Source organism: [Pseudomonas] carboxydohydrogena, assembly GCF_029030725.1.
GTDB classification, from domain to species: domain Bacteria; phylum Pseudomonadota; class Alphaproteobacteria; order Rhizobiales; family Xanthobacteraceae; genus Afipia; species Afipia carboxydohydrogena.
The window spans coordinates 2885709-2907424 of record NZ_CP113162.1; the positions used below are offsets into that span (position 1 = coordinate 2885709).

A 21716-nucleotide genomic window follows, 5' to 3' on the forward strand; every position below is an offset into this window, starting at 1 on the left:
ACTGCCCCTTGGCGAAACTCTCTTGCCGTCGCCATATCGGGGTTGGCTCTTTCGAGGAATTGATATTCATGCCCGGCTCCGAGGTTCCAGCCTCCATTCGCGAGAGACTTCCCGTCACCACGCGCGGGCTGTCCATCGTGGTGCCCTTGCTCAACGAGGCACCGGGCCTTGCAGCGCTGCACGATCGCATCTCCACATTCGCGCTCAAGCTGAAGCAGCGCTACGGCCTGCCCTGCGAGGCGATCTATGTCGACGACGGCTCGACCGACGCCACGCTGACGGTGGCGCGCGACCTGCCCGCCGACAGTCTCGACGTGCAAACGGTGTCGCTGTCGCGCAATTTCGGCAAGGAGGCGGCGCTGATGGCGGGCCTCGACCATGCCCGCTTGGGCGCGGTACTGTTCATGGATGGCGACGGCCAGCACTCGCCGGATCTCGCCGAGCAACTGGTGCGTCACTGGATCGAGGGCGGCTATGATGTCGTCTACACCGCCAAGGCGCATCGCCAGAACGAGTCGGTGTTGCGCCGTTTCGCAGTTCACAATTTCTATTCGCTGGTGAACTGGGGCGCGCGCCAGAAAATTCCCGAGGATGCAGGGGACTTCCGCCTGCTGTCGCCGCGCGCGGCGCAGGCCTTGCGGATGATGCCGGAACGCAACCGCTTCTTCAAAGGCCTCACAAGCTGGATCGGCTTCCGCCAGATGCGGGTCGATTACGAGCCCGAGCCGCGCGCCTTCGGCACCACCACCTTCAACACGAGGCGCTTGCTCGGCCTGTCGATCGAAGGTCTGACCTCGTTCTCGGTCGCACCATTGCGGGTGGCGAGCCTGCTCGGCGTGCTGATCGCCTTCTTTGCGCTCCTGTTCGGCCTCTCGATCATGTGGGAGACGCTGACGACCGGAAAATCGGTTCCGGGCTATCCCTCTCTCGTCGTCGGCATGATGACGCTGGGTGGCGTGCAGTTGATCGTGATCGGCGTGCTCGGCGAGTATATCGGCAAGATCCTGTCCGAGTTGAAAGCCCGGCCGATCTATTTCGTCGCCGAGCAATCGCTGCGCACCACAAGCGGCCATGTGGAAGCCGCCGAGACACCCTCGCGCACGGCGGACCCGGTGTGAGCAGCCTGCGTCGCATCACGCTGTGCGCCGACGATTACGGCATCAGCGAAGGCGTCAACCGTGCCATCCGCGACCTGATCGAACGCCGCCGTCTCAACGCCACATCGGTGATGGTGGTCGGCCCCGCCGCCACGCGCGAGGAAGCCGAGGCACTCTCGCGCGCCGCCGCGAACGGATGCGACATCGGCCTGCATGTCACGCTGACCGCGCCGTTCTCTCCGCTGACGATGCACTTTCGTCCGCTCGACGGCGGCATGTTCTGGCCCGTGGGCAAACTCTTGCGGATGGCACTGTTACGGCGCCTCGATGCCGAATTCGTCCATGCCGAGGTGATGGCGCAGATCGCATTGTTTCGCGAACTGTTCGGCGGGCCGCCCGCCTATCTCGACGGCCATCAGCACGTCCAGTTGTTTCCGGGAAATCGCGACGGCTTCATCCGGGCCGCGCGCGACGCGGCACCCGAGGCATGGGCGCGGCAATGCGGGCGGGCACACACATCCTTGCAACTCGGCAATCCCAAGGCGATGCTGCTCGATGCGTTGAGCGCGACCTTCCGCAAGCGTTGCGCCGCGAGCGGTCTTCGCACCAATCCCGCTTTTGCAGGGGCCTATGATTTCCACACCCTGCCCGACTTCGGCAGCCTGATGCGGGGCTTCCTGAACAACCTTCCCGATGGCGGCCTCGTGATGTGCCATCCCGGTTTCGTCGATGAAACCTTGCGGGCGCTCGATCCCCTCACCGACCAGCGCGAGCGCGAGCATGCCTATCTCGCCAGCGACGATTTCCCTCGCCTGCTCGATGAACTTGGCATTTCTCTGGACAGGGCATGAAGGCAGTTTGCCGCAGGGCAATGCCACCTTGGCGAAATTTAATCTCCGCTCCCGCTACTCCCGATCCAAAACCCGCCTAGATCGTTCCTAGAATCATTCGCCCAACGATGTGGAGAGGACGATGACCCCGCAAGAGCGCCAGTTGATCGACGATCTGTTCGGCCGGCTTGAAAAGCTCGAAACCGCCCCGCGCGATGCCGAGGCGGAATCCGCGATCATGGCCGGTTTGCGGCGCGCGCCGAATGCCGTCTACGCGCTGGTGCAGACCGCGCTGTTGCAGGATGAGGCACTCAGGCACGCCGCCGCTCGGATCGAGCAGCTCGAGGCGGGCGAGCGCCCGCAAAATCAGGGCAGCTTCCTCGATTCATTGCGTGGCTCGCTGTTCGGCGAGAACACGAACACGGCCGCCGCGCGCGGCTCGGTGCCGAACGTACCGCCGTCCAGTCCGAACGCGCGGCCAGTGTGGAACACCGGTCAGGTGCTCGGTCAGGCGGACAATTATGCCGATCCGCGTGGCGCACCGGGCGGGTATGGCCAGCCGGGTTACGGCGCCCCTCAGGCGCAAGGCGGCGGCTCGTCGTTCCTCGGCACGGCGGCGGCAGCCGCGGCCGGCATGATCGGCGGCTCGATCCTGATGAACAGCTTCCGCGGCCTTGGCGGGCTCGGCGGCGGCCAGCAGCAGAGCTTCGGCGGCGGTTCCGCCAATCCGTGGGGCGGCGGCGGCAATGACCCCCTCGCGCGCGATGCCGGCATCAACGACATCGGCAAAAATAACAGTGGCGGCATCGAGGATCGCCGCCAGAGTTTCGCCGACCAGGCCCAGGATGCCCAGCAGGACCGCGACGACGACCAGGATCAGGACCAGGACGACGATGACGGCGATTTCGACGATGCCGGCTTCGATTCCGACGACAGCGACTTCGCGTAACCCTTAGGCGTCGCGCATCCGCAAATAAAAACGGCCGCTGCGACAGCGGCCGTTTTCATGTTCAGAACCGGAGTTGCTTAGAGCACGACGACGCGGGTGCCGACCTTGACGCGGCCATAGAGGTCGATGACGTCCTCGTTGCGCATACGAATGCAGCCCGAGGAGACGTTGGTGCCGATCGTCCACGGTTCGTTGGAGCCATGGATGCGATACAGCGTCGAGCCGAGATACATCGCGCGGGCGCCAAGGGGATTTTCCGGGCCGCCTTCCATATGGCGCGGCAGGTCGGGACGGCGCTTGATCATTTCCGCGGGCGGCGTCCAGTCCGGCCACTCGCGCTTGGCGGAGATCGTCTTCACGCCGGACCACATGAAGCCGGGCTTGCCGACGCCGACGCCGTACCGCAGCGCCCGGCCGTTGCCCTGCACCAGATAGAGAAACTTGTTCGGCGTATCGATCACCAGCGTGCCCGGCGCTTCCTTGCCGTTATAATCGACCACCTGCTTTTCATAGCGCGGATCGAAGCCGGGCTGCGCCGCTTCAACCGCGCGCTCCTGCTGATAGCCATAGCCGCGCTGGCGCGGATCGTACGGTTCCTGCTGCTGATACACCGGCGCGGCCTGCTCGCCGCCGCCGAACAGAAACTGGATGAAGCCGCCACCCATATTGTTATTGGCGGGCTGCCGGTAGGCGACCTGCTGTGGGGCACTTTCGGGCTGCGAGGCATAATAAACCTGAGGCCCGGCGCTTTGGGCGAACGCGGGATAGCTCATGCCGGTCAGGCATGCGGCGGCAACGAGCGCGAGGCGGATTTTTGCGGACATGGACGTACTCTGTACTGTTCGTCACGGATCATGCGGGCGAGACGACGCCTCGCACCCCGATGTAACAATGCGACCGCGGAAGTTTTGGTAAACGAAAGCTGCGTTTCGATTCACCACATTGCGCGGCCACACGCGTTCTTCCCAACAGCGTTTATTTTTAATGAAAGACGCAGGCTCATGGTTAATTCCCGTTGAGCATGTTCAAAGTTTTCGGTTCCCCAAAAATGCCCATGAACCACGCGTTAAATAGCCGGCCGCTAGAGGTTGTGCATTGAGGTTGGGGAAGAATTCCATGACTGCTCAACGCAAGCGTTTCCGCATTGAAGAATTACAGTTCGGCGCCATGCCGGAATTGAACGAGACAGGCTCCGATCAGATGCACGAACGCATCATGACCGAGTTGCGCGTCATCCGCGAACAGATGGGCCGGATCACCCTGGGCTCCCGCGCCAAGGCCGAAAACAGCAACACCACCCTCGCGCAGGAAGAAGCCAACGCCAAGGCGACGCTCGAATCCTACCGCGCACAGATCGCCCAATGCGAGAAGCTCAAGGTCGAACTCGACCTGATCCACGAAGCGATCAACCGCACCAAGCAGGAAATCGCCGTGCTGCACGGCACGAGCTTCAGCGGCGACGAGATGTCCAAGGTCACGGGCGAACTCGGCGCCATCGTCGGCGGCACCGAGGAAGCCACCGACCAGATTCTCGCGGCGGCGGAAGCCATCGACCAGGCGGCCAGCGCGCTCGCCAAGGGCACTTCGGCCGATCAGCAGGAACGCATGGTCGCCGACATCTCCGAGCGCGTCATCAGCATCTTCGAGGCCTGCAACTTCCAGGACCTCACCGGCCAGCGCATCAGCAAGGTGATGAACACGATGAAATTCATCGAACATCACATCAACGTCATGATGGATATCTGGGGCGGCGTCGATGCCATCAAGGCGCATGCACCGGCCATTCTCGACACCCGCGAGGGCGACGCCAAGTTGCTCAACGGCCCGAAGCTCGACGGCGACGAAGGCCACGCCTCGCAGAACGATATCGACGCACTGTTCAATTAAAAAAAGCCGCCAACCCTTCTCAGCGTCCCCGCCTCGGCGGGGACGCTTTTGTTTTGCCTCACACCCGCCGCAGCAATGAAAAGCACAACAGCGCCAGCGCAATCGTCGCGATCATGATCTCGAGCGCCGCCTGATCCGACCAGCGGTCGATCACGAAGGCCAGAATGAACGGCGCCAGTGCCTGCATGATCTGTCCGGGCCGCGAAATCCGCCCGACCACGCGGCCGTATCCCGCCGGGCCGAACGTCGCGAGCGGCAGCGCCCCGCGCGCGATCGTCATCACGCCATTGGCGGCACCGAACAAGATCGCGAAAATCATGGCATGCAATATCGAGATGCCGGCAAACGACAGGATCGCGAACGCGACCGCCATGCTGCCCATCGAGATACGTGCCACCCAGACCGGATGCAGCCGCCCCCTGCTGGCGAAATCCGCAAACCGCGTCACGAGCTGGGCGGGGCCGAACATCGCGCCGATCGTGACGGCAAGCCCGGGATCGATTCCGCCGCGCTGCAAGATCGGCAAAAGGTGCGTCGTGGTGCCGGACAGCGCGAAGGCGTGGCCCGCGAAACCCGCCGCCATCAGGATGAACGGCCAGCCGTGAGGCTGGATGAAGCGTTTCTTCGCGACCGGTTCGTCGGCCTCTGGAACCGGCACCTTCACCTGCGCCCTGCGCCTCGGCAGCGCAAACCAGTGCAGCGGCGCGATCAGAAAAGCGAGCACAGCGGCCCATGTGAAGAACACGCTCTCCCAACCGAATTGCTCGATCAGGAAGTGCATCAGAGGCCAGCCGACGGTGGAGGCAAGCCCGCCGGAAAATGTCACGACCGTGATCGGCCCGCGAGAGGCCATGCCGTAGATTCGCGTCAGCGTGGTGAAGGCGGGATCGTAGAGGCAGGAGGCGATGGCAACCCCGATCAGGAGCCAGGCCAGCAAATAGAGCGGGTAATTCGGCGCCAGCGGCAACAGCAGCAGTCCGGCGGACCCGATCAACGCGCCGACGGACATCACCAGATTGCCGCCGCGCTTGTCGATCAGGCCGCAGGCATAGGGCGCGCACAGGCCCGAGGTGCCGAGCGCGATGGAAAACCCGGACAGCGCCAGCGGCAGCGACCAGCCATGGGCCTCCGCGATATAAGTCATGGTGAGCGCGGGAGGGTAGAACAGCGCGCCCCACCCCAGTATCTGGGTCGCGCACAGCACCGCCACCGCGCGACGAGGCCCTGCGATCAGCGCGGCCGGTCCGGCGAAAATGGTCATGTTGCTAGTGTGTCGGTTCCGAAATTCGCATTATTTTCCCGGCGCGTCCCACAAGCGAATTTCTGAACCCAAATCATACTCGAATCACAGGCTTAGAATCGCAGGCTAGCGCGTGCCCTTTCGAATCCGAAGTTCGCTACACAAGGTGCTGCATGGCGGGGAGAGCTACGAATTCGCGACACGCGCATGATGTCAGGATTCGCGGATTACAGAAGAGCAGCCCGCGCAGCGTTTCTATGCGCGCGGCGCGCAGCGCACATAGACCATGGTGCCGTATCGCGTCGCAGCATCCGGATCGATGAAGCGCGTGGTCAGCACCCGGCCGTCGAAGGAGACAATCTCGCGATCCTGCGGTCCGCCAGCCGGGCCCGCGGGGCCGATATAGTTCTTCCCGCTTTGGCTGCCCTTGAGGCGCAATTCCTGCGGGGTCGCCTCGTCGGCGAGATGCATGATCACGCCCCCGGTCGGCCCCTTGCCGATCACGTAAGGCTGCCTGCATTGCCCGCGCGCGGCATTCTCGGTCCGGACGCGGTCTTCCGGCTTGTGATAGGCGGCAAGGCCCCAGCGGCCGACCAGTTCATCGGCGCGAATGGTCGAAGGGATTTCCGGCGGCGCCGCCGGTTCCTGCGAAACCGGCGTGTTGCCGTTGAGGCTGAAACTGCTGCAACCACCGATCCAGGCGGCAAGAACCGAAACCATCACCAATTTTGAAGCGGTGCGCAGACTGATCATAAATTCTCCTACACGACTTCATGAACCACGTTGGCCAGCCTGGCAAGCGGCGACGTTCTCTCAAAGTCACTGTTCGCGAATGCGGATGATGGCTTCGAGCATCATATAATGACCTCACCAAGGTCTTAAGCTGGCAGCGTTGCTTGACAGGGAAAGCGCCAACCCATATTTCCCCTCGGCAACACTATTAGCACTCCCAAAATGGGACTGCCAATCTCGTCCGAAGGGCGGCTCTCGCTTCGCCCGATCCCAAAACGCTGAAACCCAACGCTGAAGGACCTCACCATGGCCAAGACCACGTTCCGTCCGCTGCACGACCGCGTCGTCGTCAAGCGCATCGACGCCGAAGAGAAGACCAAGGGCGGCATCATCATTCCCGACAACGCCAAGGAAAAGCCCTCCGAAGGTCAGGTGGTCGCTGTCGGTCCGGGCGGACGCGACGAGAGCGGCAAGCTGATCCCGATGGACCTCAAGGTCGGCAACCGCGTGCTGTTCGGCAAGTGGTCCGGCACCGAGGTCAAGCTCGACGGCGAGGATCTCCTCATCATGAAGGAATCCGACATCCTCGGCGTGCTGGGCTGAAGCAGCCTCTCCCGACATCATTCAAGACATCTCAATTCGGAGTAATTTCTCATGGCTGCCAAGGACGTTAAATTCTCGGGCGACGCGCGCGAACGCATGCTGCGCGGCGTCGATATCCTCGCCAACGCGGTGAAGGTCACCCTCGGCCCGAAGGGCCGCAATGTCGTGATCGACAAGTCGTTCGGCGCGCCGCGCATCACCAAGGACGGCGTCACCGTCGCCAAGGAGATTGAACTCGAAGACAAGTTCGAGAACATGGGCGCGCAGATGGTGCGCGAGGTCGCTTCCAAGACCAACGACCTCGCCGGTGACGGCACCACCACCGCGACCGTGCTGGCCCAGGCGATCGTGCGCGAAGGCGCGAAGTCGGTTGCCGCCGGCATGAACCCGATGGACCTCAAGCGCGGCATCGACATCGCCGTCGCCGCCGTCATCAAGGACATCGAGAAGCGCTCCAAGCCCGTCGCGTCGTCTTCCGAGGTCGCCCAGGTCGGCACCATTTCGGCCAACGGCGATTCCACCATCGGCAAGATGATCGCCCAGGCGATGCAGAAGGTCGGCAACGAGGGCGTCATCACGGTCGAGGAAGCCAAGTCGCTCGACACCGAGGTCGACATTGTCGAAGGCATGAAGTTCGACCGCGGCTATCTCTCGCCCTACTTCGTCACCAACGCCGAGAAGATGACCGCAGAGCTGGACGACGCCTACATCCTGCTGCACGAGAAGAAGCTCACCGGCTTGCAGGCCATGCTGCCCGTGCTGGAAGCCGTGGTTCAGTCGGGCAAGCCGCTCCTGATCGTCGCCGAGGACATCGAGGGCGAGGCGCTCGCTACCCTCGTCGTCAACCGCCTGCGCGGCGGCCTCAAGGTCGCGGCCGTCAAGGCACCGGGCTTCGGTGATCGCCGCAAGGCCATGCTTGAGGACATCGCGATCCTCACCGGCGGCCAGCTCATCTCCGAAGATCTCGGCATGAAGCTCGAGAACGTCACGCTGAAGATGCTCGGCCGCGCCAAGAAGGCGGTGATCGACAAGGAGAACACCACCATCGTCGGCGGCGCCGGCAAGAAGGCGGACATCGAAGCGCGCGTCAACCAGATCAAGGCGCAGATCGAGGAAACCACCTCGGACTACGACCGCGAGAAGCTGCAAGAGCGTCTCGCCAAGCTTGCGGGCGGCGTCGCGGTGATCCGCGTCGGCGGCGCGACCGAGATCGAGGTCAAGGAAAAGAAGGATCGCGTCGAGGACGCGCTCAACGCAACCCGCGCGGCCGTTCAGGAAGGCATCGTGCCGGGCGGCGGCACCGCGCTCCTGCGCGCCAAGAAGGCTGTCGGCCGCATCAACAACGACAACTCCGATGTCCAGGCTGGCATCAACATCGTCCTCAAGGCGCTGGAAGCCCCGATCCGTCAGATCGCGGAGAACGCCGGTGTCGAGGGCTCGATCGTGGTCGGCAAGATTCTCGACAACAAGACCGAGACCTTCGGCTTCGACGCCCAGAACGAGGAATATGTCGATATGGTCGCCAAGGGCATCATCGACCCCACCAAGGTGGTGCGCACCGCGTTGCAGGACGCAGCCTCCGTCGCTGGTCTCCTCGTGACCACCGAAGCCATGGTCGCCGAACTGCCGAAGGAAGCAGCCCCGGCGATGCCGGGCGGCGGCGGAATGGGTGGCATGGGAGGAATGGGCGGCATGGGCTTCTAAGCTCTCGACCTTCATCTTTCCGGAAAACGAAAAGCCGCCTTCGGGCGGCTTTTTTTGTTGCCGATACTTTCACTGCGGGCACGGCGCCGCTCGCGGCAAATAATACCCGCCCCTCAATCGCCTGAAACGAGGAAAACGCTATTCCGGCAATGAGATGGCGTTCAAATCATACAGATAAGCGTCTATGGTCGCCCCGCTTGTCCCGATGGACGTTCCCCGCTTCACGCAGGATGCCCCTGATGCGATTTCCGATCCTTGCCTGCTCGGCCCTCATCCTCGGCATTGCCGCGACCCCGTTCGCGATGGCGCAGACCGCCAGGACACCCGCGAAAAGCCCACCTGTTGGCGGCGAGGTGCGCTACTTCACCGGGCTTGGCGACATTCTCGGCGATTTGCCCGTCGATGCCTTCATCCGGGAGATCCACGACGGCGGCAAGATTACCTCAACCGTGCTCGATGTCTGCTATTCGGCCTCGATGGGCTCCGAGCACAAGGATCGCTTTGCCGTTGAGTTGAAAGCCGATGGCCAGAAGCTGAGCGGCACCGGCCAGACCACCGAGGAAAAACTGCCTGTCACCGTCAGCCTGACGCGCAAGCCCGAGAACAGGGCCATCACCTTCCAGGGCAAGATCACGATCGGCGACAAGACGTCCGAGGTCACCTCGACCGACAATACCGATTCCGATCAGCGGGAGTTCGAGGCCGCCCAGAACACGGACGACAGCATCACCGCGAACCCGGCGGACTTCACCGAACTGTCGCCGCAGTCGCTTGCCCTCAGGGTGAAGCGCGAGAATTTCGCCGATCTTCTGAAAAGCCTGCGCAACGACGATGTCGAGTTGTCGCTCGACAGCCTCGCCACCGACTGCGCCGCGCTGCGCAGCGGCACGCAGCTCGTGCGCTTCGACGTCGATCCGCAGCGCGCGGGCGCTCTCCTCGCGCGCCTGAAAACCGCGCCGGGTGTGGTCGCCGCGGGCTGGACCACCGGCAGTTACGATACCGAGCGCGCCGTTCGCGTTCCGGCGGCCGACTGGCGCAAGGACGGCAAGATCGACCGCGATCACCTGGCTTCCGCGCTCGCGGCCAGCGCCTCGAAAATCCTCAAGGCGCAGGCCGCCAGCACCAAATGGAGTGACACCACGGGCGAACTGACGATCACGATGAAGCGTCCCAACACCCTCGTGCCCTCGCTCAACCTCACCGACACGCTGGAAGTGTCGGCGCTGGTCGGCCCCGAAAAGCCGGGCAATACCGACCGGCTGGTGATCTGGCTCGGCGTGCCCACGACGACGACGCGCGATGAAACCAGTGGCCCGCATTTGAACTTCGCGGATTCCGCGGCTGGCGACGAAACCGAGAACACCTACACTGACGACGACGGCCTTGTGCAGGGCATCGCCGCCGACCTCAAGGGACAACGCTGGGATGCCGAGCAAGCGGCGTGGAAATGATGCCCGTCATTTCCCGCAGCAACCCGGCTCAGGACTGATGTCATACGACATCATCATCGTCGGCGCCGGTCTCGGCGGCCTGACCAGCGGCGCGCTGCTCGCTCGCGCTGGCCGCAAGGTGCTCGTGATCGAGAAAAGCAATTCCGTCGGCGGCGCGGCTTCGAGCTACAAGGTCGGCGATCTGTTCGTCGAGGGCTCGCTGCACGAAACCGGCGATCCGCACGACCCGCGCGATCCCAAGCATGGTCCGCTGGCGCGCGCAGGCATTCTCGAGACATTGAAATGGTCGCCCGGCGGCGCGCTCTATGAGGTGCGCGGCGGCCCGTTATCGTCTCCGCTTCTGGTGCCGGACGATTTCGACGGCGCGCGCGAGGCCTTGAGCGCCCGCTTTCCCGAAGCGCGCGAAGCCATCGCGCGGCTGCTCTGCGAGATGAAGCAGATCGCCTCCGCCGCCGGAACGCTGACGCAGGGCGATGCCGCAACCCGCCGGTCCGACGATATCTACAGCGCGCTGATGTCGATTGCGCCCGCGATCCGCGACTGGAAGCTGCCGCTTGCGAAAAAACTCCAGCAAGCCTTTGGCGATAACGAGGCGCTGAAATGCGCCCTCGCGGCGAACCTTTGCTATTATCACGACGACCCCGCGACGCTGTGGTGGGTCTATTTCGCCATGGCGCAAGGCGGCCTGTTGCTCAGCGGCGGGCGTTATGTCCATGGCGGATCGCAGCGGCTCTCCAGTGCGCTGGCCCGCGAGATCAAAAAAGCCGGCGGCGATACCATCCTGCGCCGCGTCGTCACCGCCATCGAAAAGGACAGCGGCACGTTCCGCGTCCATCACACCGCCAAGGACGGCAGCGACCCGAAAACTGTCGAGAGCACGCGCGTCGTCTGCAATGGCGCGCCCGCCTCGGTGGCCGCGCTGCTGCCGCCGAAGCAGGCCAGGCCTTTCCTCGCGCCTTATGAATCGCGGCCTTCCTCGATCTCGCTGTTCGCGCTGACGCTCGGCCTTTCAAAGCCGCCCGGCGCATTCGGATTCACCGCCTACTCCACGCAATTGCTGCCGGACTGGATGACAACGCTGGCCGACTATGCGCAGGCCGCGACGCTGATGCGGGACGAGCCCGGCGAGAAGATGCCGCCGCTCGCGATGGTCGATTATGCCGCGATCGATGGAGGCATTCCCGCGCCGCCTTACGTGCTGTCGATCATCGCACCGGACACGCTGTCGAACTGGGAAGGTCTCGATCAGGGTAGCTACCGCGCCAAGCGCGCGCGCTGGCAGAGCGCGATCGTCGCCTATCTCGACCGGCATTTTCCGGGACTGGCCCAATCCATCGTGGCGTCGTCCTTCAACACGGCGTACTCGGTGCGGCAATATCTCGGCTCGCCGGGCGGCGCGGTGTATGGTTTCGCGCCGACACCGCCCCGCTCGCTGTTCAGCGGACCCAGACGCAGCCCGGCCACGCCTCTTCAGGGACTTTATCTTGCCTCCGCCTATGCCGGATTTGGCGGCTACAGCGGCGTCATCCAGGCCGCGGGCGAATGCGCCGACATGATCCTGCGGGACACGTAAGCGGGTTTGCCGAAGTTCGGGTCAGTTCGAATTGACGCGGAAGCGCAGCGTCGCCGGACCGATGAAAGAGATGGCGTCTCCCTGACGCTTCCAGTTCGCCGCAGTTCCGAGATTGGCGATCAAAACGTCATCGGCCTGCGCCAGCGCCGGCGTACAGCCATTGTCGGCAATCGTGCCCGGCATGAAAATCACGGTATCGCCGGCCACCGAGAACTGGCCGCGGCCGGACTTGCACCACAGATCGAGTTTGGCTTCGCCGTTCTCGCCGATCTCGAGCGTCGGCAGGCGGCGCGCGCTCGCCATCTTCGGCGCATCAAGCGTCATCTCGAGGCCGAACGGAAACTCCTCCGCCCGCGCGGGCAACGCCGTCAGCATCAATGCCGCAAACACGGCCAGCATCATGGGTTTGTAGTCCGGCATTCCAATTTCCATTGAGGATGTGCGGGGGGGTCTAGTGCAAGGGTTCTAGCCGTGAATTGTGACAATGGCGAGGGGGCGAAACCCCGCACCAGCACACCATACCGTCCATAAAAAATCCCCGCGGCGAACCGCGGGGATTTTCTGGTTTGGAATGCAGCGCTTACTTGATGACCATCGCAGAGAACGGATGGACGTAAGCCTGCAACATCACGAACAAGCCGACAAGGCAGGCCAGCGCGATCGAATGCTTGAACACGAAGCGCAGGATCGAACCTTCGTGGCCGTACCAGTTGGTCGCGGTGGAGGCCACCACGATCGACTGGGCATCGATCATCTTGCCCATGACGCCACCCGAGGAGTTCGCCGCACTCATCAGGATCGGCGACAGGCCGAGCTGTTCGGAGGTGATCTTCTGCAAGTTGCCGAACAGCACGTTCGATGCGGTGTCCGAGCCCGTCAACGCCACGCCCAACCAGCCGAGCAAGGTGCCGAAGAACGGATACAGCACGCCGGTCGCGGCAAAGGCGAGGCCAAGCGTGGCATCGATGCCGGACAGACGGGTCAACGTGCCGATCGCCAGCATCGCCGAGATGGTGATCAGCGAATAGGCGCACAGCTTGATGGTCTTGCCATAGACCCGGATCAGCCCGAGCGGGGAATACCCAAGTAGGAAGCCCGAGATGACGGCGGCGATCAACATGCCGGAGCCGGTGTAGGACAGCCACGTGAAGGCGAACACGGCACCTTCCGGCGTGGGCTTCGCCACAATCGGCGCGACCTTCATGATCATCTTGTCGAGATCAGGAACCGCATACTTCCACGTCGCCCAGGAATTGACGGCGTTCTTGAAGTGGTCGGTGCCCCAGATCAGCAGCACGATACAGACGATGATCCACGGCATCAGCGACCGCCACACTTCGGCGCGGGTCGGCTTCACCGTGTTCTGCTTCACCGGCGCCATGGTGTCGGACGATTCGTCATGCGCACCCAGCGTGGCCGACGTCCAGATGTTCTTCGGCTGCCAGACCTTCAGGAACAAGATGAGCGCGCCCATCGAGATCAGCGAGGCGCCGATATCGACGATCCAGGGGTTGATGAAGTTGGAGATCAGGAACTGCGGAACGGCGAATGAAATGCCGGTCACCAGAATGGCCGGCCAGACTTCCTTCATGCCCTTGAATCCGGCGAACGCCCAGACAACCCAGAACGGCACGATCAGCGAGAAGACCGGCAACTGACGGCCGACCATCGCGCCGAGCATGAACGGATCAAGCCCGGTGACGCTGGACAGACCGGCGATCGGCGTGCCGAGCGCGCCGTAGGCAACCGGAGCGGTGTTGGCGATCAGCGACAGGCCCGAGGCGGCGAGCGGCGAGAAGCCGAGCCCGATCAGGATCGCGCCGGTCACCGCGACCGGGGTACCAAAGCCCGAAGCACCCTCGAAGAAGGCGCCGAACGAGAAGGCGATCAGCAGGATCTGCAAGCGCCGGTCGCGGGTCACGCCGCCGATGGTGTTCTGTAGCGTTTCGAATACGCCTTTCTCCACCGTCAAACGGTAGAGGAAGATGACGTTCAGCACGATCCAGCCGATCGGGAAAAAGCCAGTGACGACGCCAAGCAGCGAGGCCCGGATCGACATGCCGGCCGGCATGGTGAAGAAAAAGATCGCCACAAGGTTGGCGACGATCAAGGCAGTGATCGCCGCGATGTGCACCTTGACCTTGTTGGATGCGATCAGGACCAGCAGCGTGACGACGGGGATGGCCGCCGCCAAGGTCGACAGGACCTGGCTGTCGAATGGATTATAAACTTGATTCCACATGTGTTTTATCTCCCCCACGCGTTGTGTCGCTCCGGGAGAAGCGAACTGCCCGGAGCCTGAGGCGAGGCATCTTGAGGGAGAAATTTGGGCAGCCGGCGCTAGAAGTAAGCGGAATCTCTCGCCGACTCGTGAAATGCTCCCCGGCCCTGCCGTTATGTCGCATGCTAGAAGCGGTAAGGGATTTCACACAAGACAACGCAACCCAACCCGGCCCTAACTTTAGTCTTATTCAGTGATTTATTTTGCGCGGAGGTCTGTCTCCGGTCCGCGTCACTCTCTCGTGGCGTCACCCGGCCACCTTTCAGGAGACGATCCCGCAACGTATCGTATCGACGCCCGCTACGATCTGGCGCATCATGCCCGCGGCTGCCGCCGCCATCGAGATCGGCATCGTGGCGAATCACGCGCTCGCCGAGCAATCCGACTCCGCCTGCGGACTGACACCACGAATAAAAAAAGGCGGCGGATTGCTCCGCCGCCCCCCTGTAGTCGCTCTTGGGAGAGCTACTTGATGTTGCTCATCAGCGTCAGGTCCGCCGAGAGCTTGGCGATGAAGCTCGCACCGCACCATTTCGAGCCAAAGCCGGGAGCCGCATTGATCGGCGTGATGAAGCCGGTCTGGCTGGCGGTGTAGTCGCTGGTGAAGGCGTTGCAATCGCCCTTGCTGAGGTTGGTGTCGGAATAACGCAGATCGAGCGTGAACACCTTGTAGGTGAAGCCGATGCCGACGTTCCAGGTGTTGTAGTCCTTGTAGTCGATGTTGCCGTAGAACGAGTCGGATTTACCCAGCCACTGGCGACCGAATTCGCCGGAGACGTAGGAACCGATGCCGTTCGGCAGGAACGAACTCGGCGCGGTGACCTTGGCGGTGACCGAGGCGTAGGTGCCGTCCGCGCCCGAGTTCAGGAAGCTCGGCGTGTAGAACACGTTGCCGCCCATCGCGAAGGTGTCGTTGAAGGTGTAGGTCGCCTTGCCGTAGACCTCGTAGAAGGAAACGTCCTTCTTCAGGTAGTTGCCGTTGGCCAGAATGATCTGGTTATCGAAGCCGCAGGAGCCGGCCACGCCGAACGAACCGGCGGTGCCGTTGCCGACGCAGGTGCCGCCCGGATAGAGGTAGCCCCAGACACCGAAGTCGAGCGCGAGAGCGCCGAAGGTCGGCCGGACGCCGCCGTAGATATCGACTTCAGCCGCGGCGCGGTTCGGAAACGAAATGCTTTCGAACGAGGAACCGACATAGAACTGAAGGTCCTTGGTGACGTTATAGCGCGGCTCGAAATAGGCGGTGACCGACGGCTTGTGGTTGGACTGCGTGATGCCGCGGAACACATAGTCGCTCATGACGCCAGCGCCGAAAGCGATGTCCCACGGGTCGAACGCCGCGACGACCGGAGCCTTGTAGGCCTTGACCGGTAGATCGGCCGCGACCGCCGCCTGCGCCCCGAGAAGACTGACTGCAACCGCCGCCGCGGCTGGAAGAACCGATTTCATAATTACCCCCACCGTTAGAGCCCGCCATGGCCGGTAACCGGAATGGCAAGCGTTGATTCACGAACGTCTTTCGTGGGGACAAATGTGCGGAGCCGCATGAAAATGGGAAAGCAACAATGCCGGGCAGTTGCTGCCTCCTTAGGCATTTGCGGCATCTGCGCGCGCTGTTTGTCGCAATGTTGCATTTTGACAACGCATCGATCCGGCAATTTCCGGCGATACGATATATTTGCCGCATCCCTCCAGACGAAAAGGCCGCGCCTCGCGGCACGGCCTTTGGACGGAAGACCGGTCTTTCCGTCAGGACTGATGGTCGTCCTTGTCCTCGCTGGTGAACCAGCTCGCGTGCGACAATTGGGACGCTTCCGACACGTTCGCCATCGGCTCGTCGTAGGAGGGGGCCACTGCCGGGGCGGGGGCCGGAGCAGCCGCCTTGCGCGGGGCACGCTTCTTTGCCGCCTTCTTCGGAGCTGCCTTTTTGGCGGTTTTCTTCACAGCCTTCTTGGCCGATTTCTTCGCCGGGCGCTTCGTCGCTTTCTTGGCCGTCTTCTTGGCGGACTTCTTCGCAGCCTTTTTCGCCGACTTCTTCACCGAGCGCTTGGCGGCCTTCTTCGCCGACGACTTTTTCGCCGACTTCTTCGATTTCCTGGCCGCCTTGGCCATGTTCAATTTCTTTTGCTTCTTGTTCTTGTTCTTCTTCTTTTTATCCTTAGCCATATCCGTCCTCCTGTTGTCGCCAGCCGAATGAACAGCGGGCTTTGAGGCATTCCCGACGCGGGTGCCTTCCTGCCTTCACGGCATCCGGGCATCAGGCTCCGGGCAAGGTATTGTGCGGGGACGGGCCGCCGGTGATCCAGTCGAGCAATTCGATGGTGTGAACCACCGGGATTGGCGCGCCTTCGGCATTCTTGAGTTCGCTGCCGATCTGCACCATGCATCCAATATTGCCTGCCGAGACGATGTCCGGCCTGACGGATGCGATATTGGCGACCTTACGCTCGCGCAATCTCCTTGCAATCTCGGGCTGGAGAATGTTGTACGTCCCAGCCGATCCGCAACACAGATGACCTTCAGGCACATCTTTCACCACGAATCCGCTCTTGGAAAGCAATTCTTTCGGAGCCTCCGTGATTTTCTGTCCGTGCTGGAGCGAACATGCGGAGTGATAGGCGACGACGATTTCATTTTGTGGCCGTGGCCATTGCACATTCAGCGTGGAGACATATTCGGTGATGTCTTTCGCCAGCTTCGATATCCGCGCCGCCTTGGCGGCATAGGCTTTGTCCTCGCGCAGGAGATAACCGTAATCCTTGATCGTGGTGCCGCATCCCGAGGTCGTCACCAGAATCGCATCGAGCCCGTTGGCATCGGCCTCGCGGACCCAGACATCGATATTGGCCTTCGCCCGGTGCAGCGCGTCATCGTCGCGGCCCATGTGATGCGTCAGCGAGCCGCAGCATTGCTCGTCCGCGACCATCACCACCTCGACGCCGATCCGGGTCAGCAGGCGAATCGCCGCCTGATTGATGTTCGGGCCGAGCACCTGCTGGGCGCAGCCCTGCAACAACGCGATCCGGCCTCGGCGCGTTCCCTGCGCGGGGAAGACAGTGCCCCCCGCGGGTCCCGGTGCCGGCAGCGCGCCCGGCGCCAGCGCCAGCATCGCCCGCAGCCGGTCGAACAATGTCGGCGGATGGCTCGGCTTCGCCGATCCCGGCAGCAGGCCGGCGAACGGCTTCGCCAGCCGCGCGGCCATCATGCCCATGCGGAATACACCCGGACGCGGCAACACATAGGCGAGCAGCGCCCGGATCAGGCGATCGCCAAGCGGGCGGGAATAGCTCTCCTCCACCCGGACGCGGGCCTGATCGATGAGATGCATGTAGTTCACGCCCGATGGGCACGTCGTCATGCAGGCAAGACAGGACAGGCAGCGATCGACATGCTTGACCACCTCGGCCGTCGGCTTCTGGTCCTTTTCCAGCATCTCCTTGATGAGGTAGATGCGCCCGCGCGGGCTATCGAGTTCGTCGCCGAGCAGGACGTAGGTCGGGCAGGTCGCGGTGCAGAAGCCGCAATGCACGCATTTGCGCAGGATCGTATTGGCTTCCGCGATGTCCGGATCGGCAAGCTGGGCGGGGGTAAAATCGGTCTTCATGGATTGTCGTCCCGGCGCATGCGGCCGCGATTGAGGATATGACGGGGATCGAAACTGTGCTTGAGGCGGCGGCCCAGCGCCGCGACTCCCGGCGCCTGCGGATGGAACACATCGACGGCGGCGCGCACATCCTTCGGTGCGCGCAGCAGCATGGCGTGGCCTCCGGCGGCTTCCGCGTGCGCCCGCACCCGGGCCGCATGGGCATCGGCGGCGGGCGGCAACGCCGCCCAGACCAATCCCCCGCCCCAGTCGTAGATGACTTCGCCGCCGGTCTCGCGCCCGAGCGCCGTGCCGAGCGCCGCACCCGCCGTCGGCGGGCAGACGATGCGCCAGACGACATGGCCGCCGAGCTTTGAGGATGCCGCGAACGGCGTCACGTCACGCACCTGTGCCCAGATCGCGGCCGAATCGTCGTCCGTGATCGTTTCCACCGCGCCAAACGAGGACAACAGCGCCGCGAGCGACCGCCCCCGTTCCGCCACCGAAACGTCGATGCCTTCAACCCGGACCAGCGTCAGGGCCGTTTGCGGCAGGCCCGCCTTTGCCAGCGCATCGCCGGGATCCTGCCGGTCCGACGCCGGAATGTGCGCCGCGCCGGAAACGTCGAAAGAAGAACCAAGTGCCTTCGTCATCGCCTTGTTGGCGGTGGCTTCGTCGAGCCCTCGCAGCACCAGCGTGGTCTGCGCCTCGGCTTTCGGCACCAGCTTGATCGTGGCTTCCGTCAGCACCGCGAGCGTGCCCCACGATCCCGCCAGCAGCTTGGAGATATCGTAGCCGGTGACGTTCTTGACCACGCGGCTGCCCGCGACGAAGCCGTCGCCGAAGCCGGAGACGGCGTGGCCGCCAAGAAGATGGTCGCGCACGCCGCCCGAACGGATGCGGCGCGGCCCCGACAGGCCCGAGGCGATCATGCCGCCGATCGTGCCCTGTCCCGTACCCGTGCCGAGCAGCACCGAGGTGTCCATCGGCTCGAACGCGAATTCCTGGTTCTTGGCGTCCATCATCGCGATCACATCGGCGACCGGGGCTCCCGCCTGCACGGTGACGATCAACTCGTGCGGCTCGTAGGCGGTGACGGCATTGAGCGCCGACAGATCGAGCACCGCGCCGGCCGCCACCGGCTGGCCGATATCGCGCTTGCTGCCGTGCCCCACGATCTCCAGCGGCTGTTCCGTCGCGATCGCCTCGCGTACCGCCGTCTCGACGTCCTTGGCGTCGCCAACCTTCAGCGTCTCCACCACGTCAAACCTTCCTCAGAATCGCGGGATGTCGGGAAACGGCAGCTTGCCGCCATGCACATGCATCCGGCCAAGCTCCGCGCAGCGGTGCAGCACCGGGAACATCTTGCCCGGATTGAGCAGACCGCCTGAATCGAACGCGCATTTGATGCGCTGGTGATGGGCGAGATCGATGTCGCTCAGCATTTCCGGCATCAGGTCGCGCTTCTCGACGCCGATGCCGTGCTCGCCGCTCAGCACGCCGCCGAGCTTGACGCACAGCCGTAGGATGTCCGCGCCGAAATCCTCGGCGCGCTGCATCTCGTCTGCGATGTTGGCATCGTACAGGATCAGCGGATGCAGATTGCCGTCGCCCGCATGGAACACGTTGGCGCAGCGCAGCCCGTATTTCTTCCCAAGCTCGCGAATGCCCGCCAGCGCCTCCGGCAGCTTGCCGCGCGGGATGGTGCCGTCCATGCACAGATAGTCCGGCGACAGCCGCCCGACCGCCGGGAACGCCGCCTTGCGGCCCGCCCAGAACAGCAACCGCTCCTGTTCGGAGTTGGAAATCTGGCAGGTCGTGGAGCGGCAATCGAGCGCGATCTTCTCGACGCGGCGGATCAGTTCATCGACCTCGATGCTCGGCCCGTCCAACTCGATGATGAGCAGCGCCTCGACGTCGAGCGGATAGCCTGCATTAACGAACGCCTCAGCGGCGGCGATGGCGTCCCTGTCCATCATCTCCATGCCGCCGGGAATGATGCCCGCGCCGATCACCCGCGCGACACATTCGCCCGCCGCCTCGACCTCCGAGAAGCCTACCATCAGCGCGCGCGCTGTTTCCGGCTTCTTCAGGATGCGCACCGTGATCTCGGTGACGACGCCGAGCAGCCCCTCCGAGCCGGTGATGACGCCCATCAGGTCGTAGCCGTCGTTCTCCGGGGCGCGGCCGCCGATCCGCAGGATCTCGCCGGTGATGAGCACGAATTCGCAGCCCAGCACGTTGTTGGTGGTGAGGCCGTATTTCAGGCTGTGAACGCCGCCGGAATTCTCCGCGATGTTGCCGCCGATCGAGCAGGCGATCTGCGACGACGGATCGGGCGCGTAATAGAATCCCTCATGCGCCACCGCCTGGCTGACCGCGAGATTGGTCATGCCCGGCTCGACCACCGCGACACGGTTGTCGAAATCGATCTCGCGCACGCGCTTGAACTTGGACAGGCCGAGCAGCACGCCGTCGGCGAGCGGAAATGAGCCGCCGGACAGCGAGGTGCCGTTGCCGCGCGGCACCACCTTGATGCCGTTGTCGTGGCAGTATTTCAGAACCTGCGAGACCTGCTCGGTGGTATCGGGCAGCACCACGACCATCGGCGGCTGGCGATAGGCCGTCAGGGCGTCGGATTCGTAGGGCTTCATTTCCCGCTCGGTCTCGATCACGCCCTCGCCGGGCACGATCGCGCGCAAGGCAGCAATGATCTCGTCGCGGCGGGCGAGAATGCCCTGATCGGGCAAAGGCATCTTGATAGTCATCAATCTCTCCGCGCATGTCTGCGCTCACGTCCGCCCCGACAAAAGCACGCTATCGCTCTCTTTGGTAGGCGATCTCGCTTATCACTTGACGGCATGCATTGCACACCACGCATCGCGGATCATTGCGCCGCGCCAACAAGCCATCGGGCCGCCTGACGTGCTGAACGGCGGAATCCGCCGTCATTTCATGATGCGGAAAATCATGAGCCGCCCGGCGCGCGATATCAGCCGACGACGGACATCCGGATCGGCAGCACGGCCTGAACGACCAGCCCGCGCGCGCGGGCATCGAGGACACCGGCCGCGCGCAACGCGAACAGCGAGATATTCTGCACCGCCTCACGCAATTTGGTGGCGTCGCCCATCGCGTCCGTCGCCAGCGGCCCCACCAACGCTTCGTGCAGCGCGCCGATCAGCGCGGTCGCGGTCAGCGCCGTGTCCTGCGCGGGCAGATGACCGGCCTTGATCGCGGCTTCGAGGCGTTGCTCCAGTTCGGCGGCGATGGCGCGGCGGCTGGTCAGCCGCGAAGCGCTGACATCGACGTCCACCGGCTCCGCCAGAATGCCCCAGGCGAGCTTGCGATGAGACACGACATGAACCGCGATGGTGGTAATGGCGGCGGCGAGCGCCGAGGACGGGCCCGGCGCGGCATCGGCGGCACGGCGGATCGCGATCAGCTCCCTTTCGGAGACATCCGCGATCAATTCCGAAATCAGCTCAGCCTTGGAGGGAAAGTAGCGATAGACAGTGCCCGCCGCGACATTGGCGCGCGCGGCGACGGGAGCGATCTGGACCGCCGCCATGCCCCCTTCCGAGGCTGTTTCGCGGGCCGCCGCGAGAATCGCGGCGCGGCGCGCTTCCAGGCGCTTCACAACCTGATGTGTCCGGCGATAAACCAATGAAATCTCACTCCTTTAAGGAGTGAACACCAATTCAAAAGTAATGGCAAGCACCCGTTCAAAAAAATTGGAAGGCGCGATCGCGACAGAGCCGGTCATTGGAGGCGCGCCATCGCACC

The 21716-nt window shown here is 63.5% G+C and carries 19 protein-coding genes; 8 read left to right on the forward strand and 11 right to left on the reverse strand.

Annotated elements, in window-relative coordinates:
* Positions 1-68: 68 nt before the first annotated feature.
* The 3 genes from AFIC_RS13980 (at position 69) to AFIC_RS13990 (ending at position 2876) form a co-directional block, all read left to right on the forward strand.
* Positions 69-1118, forward strand: a complete 1050-nt coding sequence (locus AFIC_RS13980; protein WP_275246829.1) for a glycosyltransferase family 2 protein — start codon at positions 69-71, stop codon at positions 1116-1118.
* Positions 1115-1948, forward strand: a complete 834-nt coding sequence (locus tag AFIC_RS13985) for a ChbG/HpnK family deacetylase (RefSeq protein ID WP_275246830.1) — start codon at positions 1115-1117, stop codon at positions 1946-1948. The genes AFIC_RS13980 and AFIC_RS13985 overlap by 4 nt, the downstream gene beginning before the upstream one ends.
* Positions 1949-2069: 121 nt before the next feature.
* Positions 2070-2876, forward strand: a complete 807-nt coding sequence (locus tag AFIC_RS13990; protein WP_275246831.1) for a DUF2076 domain-containing protein — start codon at positions 2070-2072, stop codon at positions 2874-2876.
* Positions 2877-2953: 77 nt separating this feature from the next.
* Here the strand turns inward: AFIC_RS13990 and AFIC_RS13995 are convergent, their stop codons facing one another.
* Positions 2954-3700, reverse strand: a complete 747-nt coding sequence (locus AFIC_RS13995) for a L,D-transpeptidase (RefSeq protein ID WP_275246832.1) — start codon at positions 3698-3700, stop codon at positions 2954-2956.
* A gap of 292 nt (positions 3701-3992) precedes the next feature.
* Between AFIC_RS13995 and AFIC_RS14000 the strand changes: the two genes are divergently transcribed.
* On the forward strand, positions 3993-4763 hold the full coding sequence (locus AFIC_RS14000; protein ID WP_275246833.1) for a protein phosphatase CheZ: 771 nt from the start codon (positions 3993-3995) through the stop codon (positions 4761-4763).
* A gap of 58 nt (positions 4764-4821) precedes the next feature.
* On the opposite strand, the gene AFIC_RS14005 is transcribed toward AFIC_RS14000, so the two are convergent.
* Positions 4822-6024, reverse strand: a complete 1203-nt coding sequence (locus AFIC_RS14005) for an MFS transporter (RefSeq protein ID WP_275246834.1) — start codon at positions 6022-6024, stop codon at positions 4822-4824.
* 234 nt (positions 6025-6258) lie between these two features.
* Positions 6259-6756: a hypothetical protein gene (locus tag AFIC_RS14010; RefSeq protein WP_275246835.1), complete on the reverse strand. Its 498-nt coding sequence runs from the start codon at positions 6754-6756 to the stop codon at positions 6259-6261.
* A 285-nt stretch (positions 6757-7041) separates the two neighbouring features.
* On the opposite strand from AFIC_RS14010, the gene groES reads away from it, so the two are divergent.
* From groES to AFIC_RS14030, 4 genes are all read left to right on the forward strand, one after another.
* The gene (gene groES, locus AFIC_RS14015) at positions 7042-7338 is read left to right on the forward strand and encodes a co-chaperone GroES (protein WP_275246836.1); all 297 of its coding nucleotides are present in this window, start codon (positions 7042-7044) and stop codon (positions 7336-7338) included.
* Between the two features lie 51 nt (positions 7339-7389).
* A complete protein-coding gene (groL, locus tag AFIC_RS14020) occupies positions 7390-9042 on the forward strand; it encodes a chaperonin GroEL (RefSeq protein ID WP_275246837.1) in 1653 nt (550 codons plus the stop codon).
* 239 nt (positions 9043-9281) lie between these two features.
* A complete protein-coding gene (locus tag AFIC_RS14025; RefSeq protein ID WP_275246838.1) occupies positions 9282-10493 on the forward strand; it encodes a hypothetical protein in 1212 nt (403 codons plus the stop codon).
* A gap of 37 nt (positions 10494-10530) precedes the next feature.
* Positions 10531-12066 (forward strand): phytoene desaturase family protein, encoded by a 1536-nt coding sequence (locus AFIC_RS14030; RefSeq protein WP_275246839.1) that lies wholly within the window; start codon positions 10531-10533, stop codon positions 12064-12066.
* A 21-nt stretch (positions 12067-12087) separates the two neighbouring features.
* On the opposite strand, the gene AFIC_RS14035 is transcribed toward AFIC_RS14030, so the two are convergent.
* The 8 genes from AFIC_RS14035 to AFIC_RS14070 form a co-directional block, all read right to left on the reverse strand.
* On the reverse strand, positions 12088-12486 hold the full coding sequence (locus AFIC_RS14035) for an META domain-containing protein (RefSeq protein WP_275246840.1): 399 nt from the start codon (positions 12484-12486) through the stop codon (positions 12088-12090).
* 160 nt (positions 12487-12646) lie between these two features.
* Positions 12647-14308, reverse strand: coding sequence for an L-lactate permease (locus AFIC_RS14040; protein WP_275246841.1), 1662 nt, complete (start codon positions 14306-14308; stop codon positions 12647-12649).
* Between the two features lie 504 nt (positions 14309-14812).
* Positions 14813-15796 (reverse strand): TorF family putative porin, encoded by a 984-nt coding sequence (locus AFIC_RS14045; protein WP_275246842.1) that lies wholly within the window; start codon positions 15794-15796, stop codon positions 14813-14815.
* A 300-nt stretch (positions 15797-16096) separates the two neighbouring features.
* The gene (locus AFIC_RS14050; RefSeq protein ID WP_275246843.1) at positions 16097-16513 is read right to left on the reverse strand and encodes a hypothetical protein; all 417 of its coding nucleotides are present in this window, start codon (positions 16511-16513) and stop codon (positions 16097-16099) included.
* 91 nt (positions 16514-16604) lie between these two features.
* The gene (gene glcF / locus AFIC_RS14055) at positions 16605-17951 is read right to left on the reverse strand and encodes a glycolate oxidase subunit GlcF (RefSeq protein ID WP_275246844.1); all 1347 of its coding nucleotides are present in this window, start codon (positions 17949-17951) and stop codon (positions 16605-16607) included.
* Positions 17948-19192: an FAD-binding protein gene (locus AFIC_RS14060; protein WP_420833336.1), complete on the reverse strand. Its 1245-nt coding sequence runs from the start codon at positions 19190-19192 to the stop codon at positions 17948-17950. Before AFIC_RS14060 ends, glcF begins: the two co-directional genes overlap by 4 nt.
* A gap of 12 nt (positions 19193-19204) precedes the next feature.
* Positions 19205-20698, reverse strand: a complete 1494-nt coding sequence (locus AFIC_RS14065; protein WP_275246845.1) for an FAD-linked oxidase C-terminal domain-containing protein — start codon at positions 20696-20698, stop codon at positions 19205-19207.
* 224 nt (positions 20699-20922) lie between these two features.
* Positions 20923-21597 (reverse strand): TetR/AcrR family transcriptional regulator, encoded by a 675-nt coding sequence (locus AFIC_RS14070; protein WP_275246846.1) that lies wholly within the window; start codon positions 21595-21597, stop codon positions 20923-20925.
* Positions 21598-21716: the final 119 nt, after the last annotated feature.

Coding starts and splice junctions, on each gene's coding strand:
- AFIC_RS13980 (WP_275246829.1), top strand. CDS start 69: ATGCCCGGCTCCGAGGTTCCAGCCTCCATTCGCGAGAGACTTCCCGTC.
- AFIC_RS13990 (WP_275246831.1), top strand. CDS start 2,070: ATGACCCCGCAAGAGCGCCAGTTGATCGACGATCTGTTCGGCCGGCTT.
- AFIC_RS13995 (WP_275246832.1), bottom strand. CDS start 3,700: ATGTCCGCAAAAATCCGCCTCGCGCTCGTTGCCGCCGCATGCCTGACC.
- AFIC_RS14000 (WP_275246833.1), top strand. CDS start 3,993: ATGACTGCTCAACGCAAGCGTTTCCGCATTGAAGAATTACAGTTCGGC.
- AFIC_RS14005 (WP_275246834.1), bottom strand. CDS start 6,024: ATGACCATTTTCGCCGGACCGGCCGCGCTGATCGCAGGGCCTCGTCGC.
- AFIC_RS14010 (WP_275246835.1), bottom strand. CDS start 6,756: ATGATCAGTCTGCGCACCGCTTCAAAATTGGTGATGGTTTCGGTTCTT.
- groES (WP_275246836.1), top strand. CDS start 7,042: ATGGCCAAGACCACGTTCCGTCCGCTGCACGACCGCGTCGTCGTCAAG.
- groL (WP_275246837.1), top strand. CDS start 7,390: ATGGCTGCCAAGGACGTTAAATTCTCGGGCGACGCGCGCGAACGCATG.
- AFIC_RS14025 (WP_275246838.1), top strand. CDS start 9,282: ATGCGATTTCCGATCCTTGCCTGCTCGGCCCTCATCCTCGGCATTGCC.
- AFIC_RS14030 (WP_275246839.1), top strand. CDS start 10,531: ATGTCATACGACATCATCATCGTCGGCGCCGGTCTCGGCGGCCTGACC.
- AFIC_RS14035 (WP_275246840.1), bottom strand. CDS start 12,486: ATGCCGGACTACAAACCCATGATGCTGGCCGTGTTTGCGGCATTGATG.
- AFIC_RS14040 (WP_275246841.1), bottom strand. CDS start 14,308: ATGTGGAATCAAGTTTATAATCCATTCGACAGCCAGGTCCTGTCGACC.
- AFIC_RS14045 (WP_275246842.1), bottom strand. CDS start 15,796: ATGAAATCGGTTCTTCCAGCCGCGGCGGCGGTTGCAGTCAGTCTTCTC.
- AFIC_RS14050 (WP_275246843.1), bottom strand. CDS start 16,513: ATGGCTAAGGATAAAAAGAAGAAGAACAAGAACAAGAAGCAAAAGAAA.
- glcF (WP_275246844.1), bottom strand. CDS start 17,951: ATGAAGACCGATTTTACCCCCGCCCAGCTTGCCGATCCGGACATCGCG.
- AFIC_RS14065 (WP_275246845.1), bottom strand. CDS start 20,698: ATGACTATCAAGATGCCTTTGCCCGATCAGGGCATTCTCGCCCGCCGC.